The sequence below is a fragment of the Desulfarculaceae bacterium genome (assembly GCA_020444545.1).
In the GTDB taxonomy this organism is placed as follows: Bacteria; Desulfobacterota; Desulfarculia; order Desulfarculales; family Desulfarculaceae; genus Desulfoferula.
The window spans coordinates 227,901-242,791 of the sequence record JAHLKT010000001.1 but is presented as its reverse complement, the minus strand read 5'-3'; the positions used below and the strand labels follow the sequence as shown (position 1 = coordinate 242,791).

Sequence of the window (14,891 nt, the reverse complement as noted above, 5' to 3'; positions counted from 1 at the left end):
AGTCTGCTCGTAGACTAAACCGAAAATTTGCGTGGAATATGACCGCCGGCACAGCCAGGCGCCGGAAGACAAGGCGTCTGGCTAGCGAGGGCCGGAGGCGTAGCAAAAGCTACGTCGAGGGCCGAGCGACGCCAGCAACGCAGTATTCCGGTGGCTGGCGAAGCCGGACTAATCCAACATTTTTAGGATGTCGCTCAGCTCGCCCTTGATCTGATCCACCATGCCCGCCCGCTCCTCGGGCGCGCCCTCGCCGGAGAGCTCGTCCAGGCGCTTCTTGGCCCCGGCGATGGTGTAGCCCTCCTCGTGCAGGAGGGTCTTGATGATCAAAAGGGTCTCCAGGTCGGAGGGATGGAACAGGCGCTGGCCGCTGGCCGCGCGCACCGGCTTGAGCTGGGGAAAGCAGCTTTCCCAGTAGCGCAGCACATGGGTGTGGGTGCCCAGCAAGCGGGCCACTTCGCCTATGCGCAGATATGGCTTGTCAGGTATTTCCAAGGTCACCGCTCCCCTCGCGCCTACGGTGACTATAGCACGAAGTTCGCTAGGCGCGTAATGTGGCCTCGAACTTGGCCAGGAGGCCGTCCACCAAGGCCTGGTAGCCCGGGGTCACCTCCTCGTAGGTGAGGGTGCGCTCCTCGGACTGATAGGTCAGGCGCAGGCCCAGGGACTTCTGATCCTTGGCCAGGGGCTTGCCCCGGTACAGGTCGAAGACCTCCACCGACTTGAGCCAGGGGTCGTCCACGGCGCGGGCCGCGTTCAAGACGTCGCCGGCGCGCACCGATTCGTTAAGCACCAGGGCCACGTCGCGCACCACCTCGGGGTAGCGGGGCAGGTGCTTGAACTCCTTGAGGCGCACCGCCATCTCGGCGATGAGATCGAAGTCCAGGTCCAGCACGTAGGCCGGGCGGTCGATGTCAAAGGCCTTGGCAGCGCGCTTGCTCAGGCGGCCCATCTCGCCCAGGGGCTTGCCTTGCAAGCTCAGGCGGCACCATTCGGCCGGGTCCAGATAGGGCGGGGCGTCCTCGGCCAGCTCGAAGGCCAGGCCGGGCAGGTCCAGGGCGGCGGCCAGATACTCGGCCACGCCCTTGATGTGACTCAGGCTGGCCACCACCTCGCCGCCATACCAGGAGGCCGGGGCCATGAGCCCGGCCAGCACCGCGCCCAGGCGGAAGGTCTCCTGGGGCAGGGTCTCGCCCGGGCGGTCCATGAACACGCGGCCCACCTCGAACAGGCCCACGTCGGGCACCCGGTGGGCCAGGTTGCGCGCGGCGGCGCTGAGCAGGCCGGGCAGCAGGCTGGTGCGGAGCTCCGAGAGGTCCTCGCTCAGCGGGTTCATCAGCTTGACGATGGCTCGGCGGGGGTCGTCGGGCGTTAGTCCCAGCTGGTCCGCCGCCTTGGGGTGGGCGAAGGAATAGGTGATGGCCTCGTCCAGGCCCTGGGCGGCCATGGCGTCGCGGGCCAGGCCCCGGGCGCGCTGGGGCCAGGGCCGGGGCGCGGCCCCGATCTCGGCCTTGGGCAGCACGGAGGGGAAGTTGTTGTAGCCCACCACCCGGGCTACCTCTTCGTAGAGGTCCACCGGGCGCTCCAGGTCGGTGCGCACCGCGGGCGGCTCCACGACGATGGCGTCCTGGTCCGGTCCGTCGCTGACCGCCAAGCCCAGGCGCTTGAGGGGATCGGCTACCTGGTCCTTGTCCAGGGGCAGGCCCAGGAACTTGGCGGTGCGGCTCACGCTCAGGGGAATCTTGGGCGCCTGGTAGGGAACCGGGTAGGCGTCGATGATCCCGGCGGCCACCTGGCCCCCGGCCAGCTCGTCCATGAGCAGAGCGGCGCGGCTATTGGCCCGGGCGCAGCCCTCCAGGTCGATGCCACGCTCGAAGCGGTAGGCCGCCTCGGTGCTCAGCCCCAGGTGCTTGCTGGTGCGCCGGATGGTCAGGGGATCGAAGAAGGCGCTTTCGATGAGCACGTCGGTGGTGTCGTCGGTGACCTCGCTGTTGAGCCCGCCCATGACTCCGGCCAGGCCCACCGCCCGGTCCGCGTCGCAGATCAGGAGATCGCTGCCCTTGAGGGTGCGCTCCTGGCCGTCCAGGGTCACGAACTTCTCGCCTTCGGCGGCCATCTTGACCACGATCTTGCGGCCGGCCACCTGGGCGAAGTCAAAAGCGTGCAAGGGCTGGCCCAGCTCCAGGAGCACGTAGTTGGTCACGTCCACCACGTTGCTGATGGGCCGCACTCCGCAGGCCATGAGCCGGTCGCGCATCCACAGCGGCGAGGGGCCGATCTTTACATCCTTGACCAGACGCCCGGTGTAGCGCGGGCAGGCCTGGGCGTCGTGCACCTCGATCACCGCCTGGCCCTCGATGCCCGGCTGCTGCTCGGTAGGCTCGCAGGGGGGCAGCTTGAGGGGCTTGTTCAACAGGGCGGCCACGTCGCGGGCCACGCCCAACACGCTGAGCGCATCGCCCCGGTTGGGGGTGATGGATATCTCCAGGACCTGGGTCTCCAGGTTGAGCAGATCGGCCAGCTCGCGGCCCAGCTCCACGTCCGGGTCCAGTTTCATCAGCCCGCTGTGATCGTCGCTAAGGCCCAGGTCGCGCTCGGAGCAGAGCATGCCGCAAGAGACTACGCCGCGAATCTTGGCCTTGGTGACCTCGATCTCGTCCTCGCCCAACACCGCGCCCACCTGGGCCATGGGCGTGATCATGCCCGCTTCCAGGTTGGGGGCCCCGCAGACCAGGGTCTCGGTTTCCCCGTTGCCGCAGTCCACCTTGGCCAGGCGCAAACGGTCGGCGTTGGGATGGGGCTCGACCGCCAGGACCTTGGCGGAGATGACCTTCTTGAGCCCGGTAAATCGGTCGATCACCCCGTCCACTTCCAGGCCGGCGTTGGTCAACAGATCGGCCAGGTCTTGGGCCGAAAGGTCAAAATCCACGAAGTCCCGCAACCAATTGAGCGGTACGAGCATCAGGAACTCCTAAAACTGGCGGATGAAACGAAGGTCGTTGTCGTAGAACATCCGGAGGTCGTCAATGCCCCAGCGAAGCATGGCAATGCGCTCGATGCCCATGCCGAAGGCGAAGCCGGTCACCTTGTCGGGATCGTAGCCCACGTTCTTGAAGACGTTGGGGTCCACCATGCCCGAGCCCAGGATCTCCAACCAGCCGGTCTGGCTGCACACCCGGCAGCCCTCGCCCTTGCACACCACGCAGCCGATGTCTACCTCGGCGCTGGGCTCGGTGAAGGGGAAGAAGCTGGGGCGGAAGCGCACCGGCACGTCGGGGCCGAAAACCTGGTGCACGAAGTTGATGATCACGCCCTTGTACTCTGCGAAGGTGATGTCCTCGCCCACCATCAGCCCCTCCACCTGGTGGAACATGGGGGTGTGGGTGGCGTCGGAATCGCGCCGGAAGGCCTTGCCCGGGCACACGATGCGCAAGGGGGGCTTGACCTTCTCCATGGTGCGTATCTGGGCCGAGGAGGTGTGGGTGCGAAGCACCACCTGGTCGGAGATGTAGAAGGTGTCCTGCATGTCCCGGGCCGGGTGGTCCGGGGGCATGTTCAGGGCTTCGAAGCAATACCAGTCCAGCTCCACCTCCGGGGTCTCCACCACCTGGAAACCCATGCGGTTGAAGACCTCCAGGATGAGGCGCTCGGTCTGGGTGATGGGATGCAGCCGTCCCCGGCGGGGCCGGATGCCCGGCAGGGTGGCGTCCACCCCCGGGCGCCAGGCCACGGCGCGGCCGGCCGCGCTCAGACGCGCGGCGGCCTCGCTGAAAGCCTGTGCCAGCTCGTTCTTGACCTGGTTGGCCAGCTGCCCGAAGGCGGGGCGCTCCTCGGGGGGCAGGGTGCCGGTCTTGCGCAGCAGTCCGGTGAGCAGGCCCTTGCGTCCCAGATAACGGGTGTTCAGCTGCTCCAGGGCGTCCTCGCTGCCCGCGTCGGACACCTCGGCCAGGGCCTGGTTCTTTAGCTCGATCAGCTCCTGCTGCATGCGCCGGCCGCCCTTAGGCCGCCTGCTTGGCCAGGCCGGCCACCGCCGCGAAACCGGCGGGGTCGCTGATGGCCAGCTCGGCCAGGATCTTGCGGTCCAGGGCCACCGAGGACTTGTTCAGCCCGTCGATGAGGCGGCTGTAGCTCAGGCCCTGCTCGCGGGCCGCGGCGTTGATGCGCACGATCCACAGCTTGCGGAACTGGCGCTTCTTCACCTTGCGGTCGCGATAAGCGAAAGACATGGCGCGTTCCACGCTTTCACTGGCCGAACGCAGCAGCTTGCGGCGGCCGCCCACGAAACCCTTGGCGGCTTTGAGCACCTTGTTGCGGCGCCGGCGGGCTTTGAATCCGCGTCTTACTCGAGGCATGGTCTCTTATCTCCCGCGCTTAAGTGCCCTACAGGTTGGGCAGCAGGCGCTTGATTCCCTTTTCGTTGGCTTGGTCCACCAGGGCGCCCTGGCGCAGGCCGCGCTTACGCTTGGTGGTCTTCTTGGTCAAAATGTGGCTGGCGTACGCCTTGTTGCGCCTGATGCGCCCCCCGCCGGTGGCCTTGAAACGCTTGGCCGCGGCGCGGTTGGTTTTGATCTTGGGCATGCTCTTATGACTCCGTTTCCTTATATATCCGGCCCGGCCTCAGTTGGCCGAGCGCGGCGAGATGAACACGTGCATGAAGCGGCCCTCCATGCGGGGTTCGCCGTCGGGCTGGCCGATGTCGGTCAGATCCTCCAGCACCCGCCTCAGCAGCTGCACGCCCAGTTCGGGGTAGGCGATCTCGCGGCCCCGGAACTGCACCGTGATCTTGACCCGGTTGCGCTCCTCCAGAAAACGCCTGGCGTTGCGCATCTTGAAGCCGAAGTCGTGATCCTCGATCTTGGGCCGGAGTTTTACCTCCTTGACCTGGGTCAGGCTCTGACGCTTCTTGGCTTCCTGGGCCTTCTTGGCCTGCTGATACTTGTACTTGCCGTAGTCCATCACCCGGCAGACCGGCGGATCGGCGTTGGGCGCCACCTCCACCAAGTCCATGCCGGCCTCGGACGCGATCCTCATGGCCTCATCCGTATCCACCACTCCCACCTGGTTTCCCTCGTGGTCCACCAATCGCACCATGGGGGAGCGAATCGCGGTATTCACCCGCACGCGTTCTTGCTTGGCTATGGTCCTTCTCCTCCTCTTCTCACCAATCGGGGGTTCTGCTGACCTAGAACCCCTTGGCCGCCCGGCGCTCCCGCCCTCTTCGGCGCAGTCGCTCCACGGGTTCGGCCTCCTCCTCCTTGAGCATCTTGATGAAGCTCTCCAGGTCCATGGTCTCGAGGTTCTTGCCGCTGCGTAGGCGCGGGGTCACCTCGCGCTGGTCAACCTCTCGGTCGCCCAGGATGACCATGTAAGGAACTTTCATGAGCTGGGCCTCGCGCACCTTGGCGCCCAGCTTTTCGTTGCGCAGATCCACCTCGGCCCTGATGTCGGCGTCCTTGAGGGCGCCGGTGATCTCCTGGGCCCACTCGTCGGCCCGGTCGGTCACGGTGAGCACGCGCACCTGCTCCGGAGCCAGCCACAGGGGGAAGGCCCCGGCGAAGTGCTCCACCAATACGCCGATGAAGCGCTCGATGGAGCCCAGGATCACCCGGTGCAGCATCACCGGCCGCTTGGCCTCGCCGTCCGCGTCGGTGTAGGTCAGCTCGAAGCGGTCGGGCAGGGTGAAGTCGCACTGGATGGTGGCGCACTGCCAAGAGCGCTTCAGGGCGTCGTAGAGCTTAAAGTCGATCTTGGGGCCGTAGAAGGCGCCGTCGCCCTCGTTGATCTCGTAGTCCTTGCCGCTGGCCTCCAGGGCCTTGGTCAGCGCGGCGGTGGCCCGGTCCCAGTCCTCGTCGCTGCCGATGGACTTCTCGGGCCGGGTGGAGAGCTCCAGGGTGTACTCGAAGCCGAAGAGCTCCATGAAGTCGGTGACAAAGTCCATCACCGCCAGGATCTCGTCCTCCAGCTGGTCCGGCCGGCAGATGAGGTGGGCGTCGTCCTGGGTGAAGGCGCGCACCCTGGTCAGCCCGTGCAACACGCCGCTTTTCTCGTGGCGGTGCACCAGGCCCAGCTCGAAGTAGCGCAGCGGCAGCTCGCGATAGGAGCGGCGCTTGGACTTGTAGATGAGCATGTGGGCCAGGCAGTTCATGGGCTTGATGCCGTAGGCGATCTCGTCGACTTCCGTGAAATACATGTTCTCGCGGTAGTTGTCGAAATGCCCCGAACGCTCCCACAGCTCCCGCTTGAGGATCTGGGGGCCCTGCACCATGGAGTAGCCGCGCCGAAGGTGCTCGGCCCGCTCCAGGCTCTCGATGAGGTTGCGAAGGATCATGCCCCGGGGATGCCACACCACCATGCCCGCGCCGATCTCGTCGTGGAAGCTGAACAGCTCCAGCTCGCGGCCCAGCTTGCGGTGGTCGCGTTTCTTGGCCTCCTCGATGAGCTGCAAGTGGCGCTTGAGCTCCTTGCGGTCAAAAAAGGCGGTACCGTAGATGCGGCTGAGCATGGGGCCCTTTTCATCGCCCCGCCAATAGGCCCCGGCCACGCTCAGGAGCTTGAAGGCGCCCAGCTTGCCGGTGGAGGGGATGTGGGGGCCGCGGCAGAGGTCGGTGAAGGCGCCCTGGCGGTAGATGCCCACCTGGTCGTCCTCCAAGCCCTCTATCAGCTCCAGCTTGAAATTCTCGCCCTCGTCGCCGAAAAATTTAAGCGCCTGGCCCTTGTCCCACAGGTCGTGCTCAAAGGGGGCGTTCTGCCGGACTATCTCGGTCATCTTCTGCTCGATGGCCGGAAGGTCCTCGGGGGTGAAGGGGCGCTCGTAGTCGAAATCGTAGTAAAAGCCGTCCTGGATGGACGGGCCGATGGCCACCTTGACCCCGGGGAACAGCTCCTTGACCGCCTCGGCCATGATGTGGGCGGCGGAATGGCGCAGGATGTCCAGGGCCTCGGGGTCGCCGGGCAGAACGGGAGTGAGCTCCGCGCCCGGGGCCACCGGGGCGGAGAGGTCCAAGAGCCGTCCGTTATCGCGGGCGGCGATGGCTTTTTTGGCCGCTTTGGGGTCCTGAGCGGACAGGGCCTCGGAGGCGGAGATGTATTCGCTGCTGGCGCTCATGTCTTGGGCCAAAACAAACAAAACTCCCTTCACCTGGCGCAAGGCCCCTACCCGGCTAGTTGCCGGCTCTTGGGGCCTGCGGTCCAGGCCGGGTCTGGTAGGCACGCCGGGATTTGAACCCGGGACCTCTACCGTGTCAGGGTAGCGCTCTCCCCCTGAGCTACGTGCCTGAAATTGAAACCTTCTTCTACCAGCCGCACCCTACACTGTCAACCGGAATCACCGCCCGGAGGCGCTTCCGGAGCCCGTGGGGGCGCTTTGTCACTGACTCTGTTCCCAGGGGTAGGCAACCTTGCCCGAGCCGCCGCTGGCTCCGCTGCCGTTTCCGGTGCCCTGGGCGGCGGCGGGATTAATATTTTGTTTCGTATTCGGCTGGTTGGCGCTGCCGGCCTTTTGCGGGACCTGCTGCGCGCCGCCGCTTTGGGCCTGATTTCCCTGGCCGCTTTGCCCCTGTTCCCAGGGATAAAGCTGCTGCTTTTGCTGCTGTTGCTCCTGTTGCTGCGGTTGCTCCTGTTGCTGCTGCTGGGGCTGCTGCTGCTGGCCGCCCTGGGGGGCCTTTTGCTGCTGGCCGCCCTGCTCCCAGGGATAGGCCTTTTTCTCCTGCTGGTCGTCCTGTTTTTTGCGCCCGTCCGGGCCGATCTTCCAGCGATCCGGGGCATATTGCGGGCCGGACTGGCTGGGCGCCATGGCTCCGGGATAGGGCGCGCCCTGGCTGCCCGGCTGGCGGGGTATGATCACCACCTCCAGGGCCCGCTTGTCCTGCTCCACCACGTTGATGAGGAAATCGCCGTAATTCTGCACCATTAGCTTGTCAGCCAAGGCCGAGGGCGAGCCCTTGAGAACCAGGGAGAAGCTGGCCTTGCCCGCGCCGGCCGAGACCCGCTGCACCGACTCCACCATGTCGCTCATGCTCATCATGGCCTTTTCCAGGCGCATGAGCTGGCCCAACGAGCGCACTCCCGAGACCTTGAGGGCGATCTCGCGGGCCGCCGGGCCGGCATCGCCCAGCTTGGCCGAGAGCCGGGCCATGAGATTGCGCACCGAGTCCTCCACCTGGGCCAGGATCTTGGGATAGGCGCTCGGCTCGGGGGTGGCGTGGAAGGTGGGCCCTTCGGTCTCCTCGATGGTTATGACCTGGCCCGAGGCGGTGTTCAGGGCTAATAGCTGCACCAGGGGCGGCGGGACGATCGTTTGGGGAGTCACCAGGGGATAGGTGCGGATGCTGCCCAGGAGCACCACCTGGGCCCCGGCCTGGCGCGCGAACTCCAGGGCCTGGGACTCCGAGAGCACCGGCTGGCGCATGTCCGGGGTCAACAGGGCCTTGAGGGGCCTGGGGTTCACGATGCGGATGCCCATGCCCTTGAGCACCTTGGCCAGGGGAGCCGGGGCCTCGGGCGCGCCGGGCAGCCCGGACCACCAGTACACCGGCGGCCGCCCGGGAGCGGTCTCCTCGCTCACCATGATCAGCATGGTGCCCAAATGGGAGGTGGGCAGCTTGAGCGCCGCGCGGATCAGGGCCTGGGTCAGGGCCCGCTGGTCGATGGTAACCGAAACCAGGGCCAGGAAGTCCTGGCCCGAGGGGGCCGAGGCCACCAGGGAGTAGTTGGTGATGTAGCGCTTGGAGTCGGCCAACACCTGCTGCTGCAACAGGGACAGGTTGGACCTGAGGGTGGCCGGGTCCAGAGAGCTGACCGCCGCCTGGGCCACGGCCCGGGAAAGGGCGTCGGCCACGGCCGCGTCCTTGGCCGCCGCCTCGTTGCTCCCCAAGGGGGCGCGGCCCATCACCATGAAGGTGTCGGCCCCGGCCGGCAGGGCCGAAAGCACCAGGGCCAGGATAACCAGCAGCTTGATCAGGCTCTTCATCGTCGCTACCCCTTATGGGACCAGAAGCCGGCCACCCGTTGGCTGACGCCCGCGTGGTCGTCGGCATTGTGCCAGTGCAGGCCCTCCACCCCGCGGAACCAGGTGAGCTGCCGCTTGGCGTAGGCCTTGGTTGCCTTAATCATATCAAACAGCGCGTCATCAGGCTGCATGGTCCCGCTCAAGGCGGCCACGGCCTGGCGATAGCCCAGGGTGGCCAGGCCCGGCGCTTCCGGGGGCGTGCCCGCGGCCAGCAGGCCCTCCACCTCGGCCAGGAGCCCGCCCTGCCACATGGCCCGGGCGCGGGTCTCGATGCGCTGGTTCAGCTCCTCGCGGGGCCGCTCCAGGCCGATGAACAAATGCGCGTAACGCGGCTCGCTTTGCTTGTGTTTCTCCTGCCGGCGGCTGAAGGGCTCGCCGGTCTGGAGGCACACCTCCAGGGCCCGTAGCACCCGCTGGCGGTCGTTGGGGTGCAGGCGGGCGGCGGCCTCGGGGTCGCGCTCGGCCAGGCGGGCGTGCATGGCTTCGGCACCTTGCTCGTCCCAGGCCTCGGCCAGCTCTGCCCGCAGCGCGGGGTCCACCTCCGGGACCGGGACCAGTCCCCAGAGCAGGGCCTTGATGTACAAGCCCGTGCCGCCCACCACCAGGGCTTTTTTGCCCCGGGCGTGGATGTCCGCGATGGCCGCCTGGGCCAGCTCCGCGTAGCGCGCGGCCGAGAAGCCCTCGGCCGGGTCGGCCATGTCGATCAGGTGATGCCGCGCCTGCGCCTGCTCCCCGGGGGTGGGTTTGGCCGAGCCGATGTCCAGGCCCCGGTAGACCTGCACGCTGTCCGCGCCCACGATTTCGGCGTGGTGCTCGCGGGCCAGGCGCAGGGAAAGGGCGGTCTTGCCCGCCGCGGTGGGCCCGGCCAGCACCACCAGGGCCGGTGCCTCAGGAGCCATCGCCGCTCCGGCGGAACTGGCGGTCCAGCTCGTGGCGGGTGAGCAGGAGCATCACCGGGCGGCCGTGGGGGCAGGTGAGGGGCGCGGGCAGCTGGCAGATCTGGTCCACCAGCTCCTCCAGCTCGCGGGGCTTGAGCCGCTGGCCCTGGCGCACCGAGCCGTGGCAGGCCAGGGAGCGGAGCGCGGTCTCCACAAACTCCGGGGTCTCCGCCTCCAGGCCGCTGGCGCTCATCTGGCTGAGCAGGTCGCGCACCGCCGGGCGGGGGTCGCCCCCGGCCAGATGGGGCGGAACCGCCTGGATGGCCCAGGTGGCCCCGCCGAAGGGCTCCAGCTCCAGGCCCAAACGGGCCCACTGCTCGGCCTGCTCCCCGGCCCAGGCCGCCTCGCCGGGGCTCAGCTCCATGGTCAGGGGCGACAACAGTCCCTGGCGGGGCAGCTCGCCCCGGGCCAGGCCCGCCTTTAGCCGCTCGTAGGTCAGGCGCTCGTGGGCCGCGTGCTGGTCCACCAGCACCAGGCCCTGGGGCGAGGAGCAGAGCACGTAGAGCCCGTGCAGCTGGCCGATCACCGTGAGCTCCTCGGCCTTGGTGTAGAGCGGTTGCAGACGCTTGGCCGCGCCGCCGGGCAGGGCGGCGTCCGCCGGGGGAGGCGGGGAGGCGTGCTCGGCCGGGCGCGACGGCGCACTGGGCTCGGCCACCCGGGGCGGCGGGGCCGCGGGCCCCCGCGCGGGCGCGGCATAGGGCCGGGGCGGGGCGCCCTGGGCCACCACCGGCCGGGCGCTGGGCTTCACGCCGCGCCCCTTGCTCAGGCCCCGCCGCAGGGCCCGGGCCAGGGCGTCGTGCACCTCCTGGGAGCGGGTGAAGCGCACCTCGGTCTTGGCCGGGTGCACATTCACGTCCACCAGCTCCGGGTCCAGGGTAAGGTGCAGCACCACCACCGGCCTGCGGTTGTCGGGCATGAGCCCGCGATAGGCTTGGTTCACCGCGTGCAAGAGCACCTTGTCGCGCACGAAACGGCCGTTCACAAAGGTATAAACCTGGTCCGCGGTCGAGCGGCTCAGCGAAGGCAGCCCGGCCAGGCCCTCCAGGCCCAGCACATCCTCGCTCTCCTCCAGGCGCACCATGGCCTCGGCCGAGGCGCGGCCCAGCAGGGACGCGGCCCGCACCGCCAGATCCTGGCCGCCGGACAGATCGTAGGTCACCTGATTGCCCACGCTGTAGCGGAAGGCCACCTCGGGCCGGGCCAGAGCCAGGCGCACCAGGGCCCCGGCCAGGTGGCCGCTTTCCGTGGCCTGGCTCTTTAAAAACTTGCGCCGCGCCGGGGTGTTGAAGAAAAGGTCCTTGACCTCCACCAGGGTGCCCACCGGGCAGCCCACCTCTTCCACCGCCTTGATGGCCCCGCCTTCCACCCGCGCCTGGGAGCCCGCCTCGTCACTCTCCCGCCGCGAGCGGAGCAGCATCCGGCTCACCGCCGCGATGGAGGGCAGGGCCTCGCCCCGGAAGCCCAGGGAGCCCACATGGGTCAGGTCCGCCGCGCTGGCCACCTTGCTGGTGGCGTGGCGCTCCAGGGCCATCAAGAGATCGTCGGGCCCCATGCCCGCGCCGTCGTCCACCACCCGGATCAGCTTGCGCCCCCCGGCGGCCACCTCCACCGCGATACGCCGGGCCCCAGCGTCCAGGGCGTTTTCCACCAGCTCCTTGAGCACGCTGGCCGGGCGCTCCACCACCTCGCCGGCGGCGATCTGGTTGGCGACTTCCTCGGGCAGCAGGCGGACCGGTCTGGGGGGGATAATAGCTTGCATAGTCTAGAAGATATAGCACAGCCCCCACGGGGCTGACCACCACGGGCGCTTGTGTCGCGCGCAAGGCTGGTGTAAGCTGGCCGGGCCGGGGATGGGCCCCCAAGGTTTATCTTCGTGCCGGGCCCCCGCTGGGAACTATGGAGTGCCTTCTTCCTTCCTGCGGGGTGACCCGGCGGGAACAAGGAGCCGACGCATGAGCCCCAAAAAAGAGCCGCCTCTGGACCGCCTGACCCCGCGCCAGGAGTCCTTGCTCAAGGCCTCCAAGGAGATCATCGTCAAGTTCATCGAGAGCGGCCGCATGTCCGTGGCCGCGTTCGAAGAGGCCTTTCCCCAAGTCTACAACACCCTGAAAGATACGCTGGGCAAGGACAAAGGCTAAGGCCTTATCGCCCCCTGTCTGCCGGCCCCGATAGCTTGTCTATCGGGGTCGCGCCGTTCTGGGCGCGACAATAAATCCGGCCAAAGGGCCGCTTCCTCAATTTCCCCGAAATAGTTGTCATGGCGAGGGCCGCCGCCCAAGGCGGTTGTAGAAAGTGGAGAGCTGTTTGCGGCGGGCCGTGGCCATCTTCCCTGGAGTTGGCTCCCCCTCTCTCGCAAGCTTGGGCAACTTTCCTTACGCACCACACTAAAGCCACGAGGTCACCTGCTGGCGGGCAGAGATTGCCGCGTCGCGGCCAAGAAGCCGCTCCTCGCAATGACAAGGCGTGATGTGTGGGGAAGTGGGGGGACGAGAGCAACCTGCTTTTTTTTCCTGCTGCCCCCAATAGCTCTGCTATTGGGGTCGCGCCGTTCTGGGCGCGACAAGAAACGCCCTTTACTCCGGCGCTCTCGTGTAGAAAACCTTGGCCAGGTAGAGCCCCTGGGGCGGGGCCTTGGGCCCGGAGTAGAGGCGGCTGCCCGCGGCGGCCATCTCGGCCATGGCCTGGGGCAACAGCTCGCCCCGGCCTACCTGCACCAGACTGCCCGCCAGATTGCGTACGCTGTGGCGCAAAAAGCCGCTGGCCGTGAGGCGAAGCTCCACCATGCCGTCGGAAAGCTGGTTCAGCTCGGCGCGGTGGATCATGCGCCTGGTGGTCAGGCCCGGCTCGGACCCGGCGGTGGAGAACGCGGCCAGGTCCACCTCGCCCACCAGCCCTGCCAGGGCGGCGCGCATGGCCGCCAGGTCCAGCCCGGCCTTTAGCGGCCAGCAGTGGGGCTCCAAGAACAGCGGGGCCTCGGCCCGGGGCCAGAGGTAATAATGGTAGGTCTTGCCCTGGGCGCTGAAGCGGGCGTGGAAATCCTCGGCCACCGGCCCCAGGGCGCGGGGCCACACGCCGCCAGGCAACAGGGCCCTGAGCCCCCTGAGCATCTCCGGCGCGGCCAGGCGGCTGGTGGTGCTGAAGCTGGCCACCTGGCCCCAGGCGTTGACGCCGGCGTCGGTGCGGCCCGAGGCCTCGATGCGGATAGGCTGGTCGCACAGGCGCGACAGGGCGGCCTCCACCGCCCCCTGGATGGTGGGCTCGCCGGGCTGCACCTGCCAGCCGGCAAAGCCCGCCCCGCGATAGGCCACCGCCAAGGCCAACCGGCGGCTCTCGCCTTCCGGCTCCCGCTCCACGAAGGGCAGGTCCAGGGGCGGGAAACGGCCGGCCAGGCGCTCCCAGAGGGTGGGTGGCTCCATGCCCATGGCCGCCCCTACGGGGTGCAGGCCAGCTCGGTCAGGCCCTCGGTCTCGCCCAGGCCCAGCATGAGGTTGGCGTTCTGCATGGCCTGGCCGCTGGCGCCCTTGCACAGGTTGTCCAGGGCCGAGAACAGCTTGATGAGCCCGGAGCGCGGGTCCACGGCCACGCCGAGCTGCACCCGGTTGGTGCCCCGCACCTCCTTGCAGGCGGGCAGCCGCCCGGGGGGCAGGGGCCGGATGAAGGGCTCGTCGCCATAGGCCGCCTGCCAGCACTCCCGCACCGCTTCCGCGTCCGCGCCTGCCCGAGGCCGGGCGTAGATGGTGCTCAGGATGCCCCGGTCCATGGGCAACAGATGCGGGGTGAAGGTGAGCCGCACCTCTTGGCCAGCAGCCACGGAAAGCTCCTGCTCCATCTCCGGGGTGTGCCTGTGGCCGTCCACCGCGTAGGCCTTGAAGTTCTCGTGCACCTCGCCGTGGATCAGGCCCAACTTGGCCGAGCGCCCCGCGCCGGACACGCCCGAGGCGCTGTCCGCGATGAGGCCTTCGGGCTCCACCAGACCGGCCTTGAGTAGTGGCGCCAAAGCCACCAGCACGCTGGTCACGTAGCAGCCGGGGTTGGCCACCAGCCGGGCCCCGGGGATCTCATCGCGGTAGAACTCGGGCAGGCCGTACACCGCCTCGGAAAGCAGCTCGGGCGCGCTGTGGGGGGCGTACCACTCTTCGTACACCGCCCGGTCCCGCAGCCGGAAGTCGGCCGAGAGGTCCACCACCTTGGCCCCGGCGTCCAGGAGGGCCGGCGCGGCGGCCATGGCCGCCTTGTGGGGCACGGCCAGGAAAACCAGCTGCGCGCCCCCGGCCAGGGTGGCCGGGTCGTGGTCCACGAAGCTCAATTTCCCCATGCCTTCCAGGGCACCGAAGACCGCGTCCACTGGCTGGTCCTTGAACTGGGCCGAGCTCACCGCGCTCAGCTCCAGGCCGGGATGCCCGGCGATAAGCCTCATTAACTCCACTCCGGTGTAACCGGAGCCTCCCATGATGGCGACCGGAATCATGGCATTCTCCCCAAAAAGAAGGGGAAGGCCCGCTTGGACCTTCCCCGGAATAGCGAGCTGAAGCGCTCTTAGCGCTTGGAGTACTGGAACCGGGCGCGGGCGCCGGGCTGACCGTACTTCTTGCGTTCCTTCTTACGGGCGTCGCGGGTCAGGAAGCCGGCCTTCTTGAGCTGCTTGTGCAGCTCGGGGTTCAACTCGGCCAGGGCCTTGGCGATGCCGTGGCGCAGGGCGCCGGCCTGGCCGGCATGGCCTCCGCCGCGCACCGTGGCCATCACGTCCATCTTGTCCAGGTTGTCGGTCATGGCCAGGGGCTGACGGACCATCTGGATCAGGACGCCGCGGGTGAAGTACTGGTCGGCCAGCTTGCGGTTGACCATGATCTGGCCGCTGCCGCCGGGCACCAGCCAACAACGGGCCACCGCGGTCTTGCGTTTGCCGGTGGAGTATACGCGGGTGTCGCTCATAATCTAAAAGCTCCTCC

The 14,891-nt window shown here is 68.0% G+C and carries 14 protein-coding genes and 1 tRNA gene; 1 reads left to right on the top strand and 14 read right to left on the bottom strand.

Going from position 1 to position 14,891, the window contains the following annotated elements:
• Window positions 1–168: 168 nt before the first annotated feature.
• The 11 genes from KQH53_01145 to mutL form a co-directional block, all read right to left on the bottom strand.
• Entirely contained in the window at window positions 169–492 is a 324-nt protein-coding gene (locus KQH53_01145) for a MerR family transcriptional regulator (GenBank protein MCB2225252.1), read from the bottom strand.
• A gap of 46 nt (window positions 493–538) precedes the next feature.
• Complete coding sequence (pheT, locus tag KQH53_01140) at window positions 539–2,959, bottom strand: phenylalanine--tRNA ligase subunit beta (protein ID MCB2225251.1); 2,421 nt, start codon at window positions 2,957–2,959, stop codon at window positions 539–541.
• Between the two features lie 9 nt (window positions 2,960–2,968).
• Window positions 2,969–3,982: a phenylalanine--tRNA ligase subunit alpha gene (gene pheS, locus KQH53_01135; GenBank protein MCB2225250.1), complete on the bottom strand. Its 1,014-nt coding sequence runs from the start codon at window positions 3,980–3,982 to the stop codon at window positions 2,969–2,971.
• 13 nt (window positions 3,983–3,995) lie between these two features.
• A complete protein-coding gene (gene rplT / locus KQH53_01130) occupies window positions 3,996–4,349 on the bottom strand; it encodes a 50S ribosomal protein L20 (protein ID MCB2225249.1) in 354 nt (117 codons plus the stop codon).
• A gap of 28 nt (window positions 4,350–4,377) precedes the next feature.
• Window positions 4,378–4,575 (bottom strand): 50S ribosomal protein L35, encoded by a 198-nt coding sequence (rpmI, locus tag KQH53_01125; GenBank protein ID MCB2225248.1) that lies wholly within the window; start codon window positions 4,573–4,575, stop codon window positions 4,378–4,380.
• Window positions 4,576–4,614: 39 nt separating this feature from the next.
• Entirely contained in the window at window positions 4,615–5,136 is a 522-nt protein-coding gene (gene infC, locus KQH53_01120) for a translation initiation factor IF-3 (GenBank protein ID MCB2225247.1), read from the bottom strand.
• Window positions 5,137–5,179: 43 nt separating this feature from the next.
• On the bottom strand, window positions 5,180–7,102 hold the full coding sequence (thrS, locus tag KQH53_01115; protein MCB2225246.1) for a threonine--tRNA ligase: 1,923 nt from the start codon (window positions 7,100–7,102) through the stop codon (window positions 5,180–5,182).
• Window positions 7,103–7,197: 95 nt separating this feature from the next.
• A tRNA-Val gene (locus KQH53_01110) sits at window positions 7,198–7,272 on the bottom strand.
• A gap of 91 nt (window positions 7,273–7,363) precedes the next feature.
• Entirely contained in the window at window positions 7,364–8,965 is a 1,602-nt protein-coding gene (locus KQH53_01105) for a hypothetical protein (GenBank protein MCB2225245.1), read from the bottom strand.
• A 5-nt stretch (window positions 8,966–8,970) separates the two neighbouring features.
• Window positions 8,971–9,903: a tRNA (adenosine(37)-N6)-dimethylallyltransferase MiaA gene (miaA, locus tag KQH53_01100; GenBank protein ID MCB2225244.1), complete on the bottom strand. Its 933-nt coding sequence runs from the start codon at window positions 9,901–9,903 to the stop codon at window positions 8,971–8,973.
• Window positions 9,893–11,701: a DNA mismatch repair endonuclease MutL gene (gene mutL / locus KQH53_01095; protein ID MCB2225243.1), complete on the bottom strand. Its 1,809-nt coding sequence runs from the start codon at window positions 11,699–11,701 to the stop codon at window positions 9,893–9,895. Before mutL ends, miaA begins: the two co-directional genes overlap by 11 nt.
• Window positions 11,702–11,894: 193 nt before the next feature.
• Between mutL and KQH53_01090 the strand changes: the two genes are divergently transcribed.
• Window positions 11,895–12,080, top strand: coding sequence for a hypothetical protein (locus tag KQH53_01090; GenBank protein ID MCB2225242.1), 186 nt, complete (start codon window positions 11,895–11,897; stop codon window positions 12,078–12,080).
• Between the two features lie 435 nt (window positions 12,081–12,515).
• Here the strand turns inward: KQH53_01090 and truA are convergent, their stop codons facing one another.
• The 3 genes from truA to rpsI form a co-directional block, all read right to left on the bottom strand.
• Complete coding sequence (gene truA, locus KQH53_01085; GenBank protein ID MCB2225241.1) at window positions 12,516–13,358, bottom strand: tRNA pseudouridine(38-40) synthase TruA; 843 nt, start codon at window positions 13,356–13,358, stop codon at window positions 12,516–12,518.
• Between the two features lie 14 nt (window positions 13,359–13,372).
• Entirely contained in the window at window positions 13,373–14,410 is a 1,038-nt protein-coding gene (gene argC, locus KQH53_01080) for an N-acetyl-gamma-glutamyl-phosphate reductase (GenBank protein ID MCB2225240.1), read from the bottom strand.
• 68 nt (window positions 14,411–14,478) lie between these two features.
• Entirely contained in the window at window positions 14,479–14,874 is a 396-nt protein-coding gene (gene rpsI, locus KQH53_01075) for a 30S ribosomal protein S9 (protein ID MCB2225239.1), read from the bottom strand.
• Window positions 14,875–14,891: the final 17 nt, after the last annotated feature.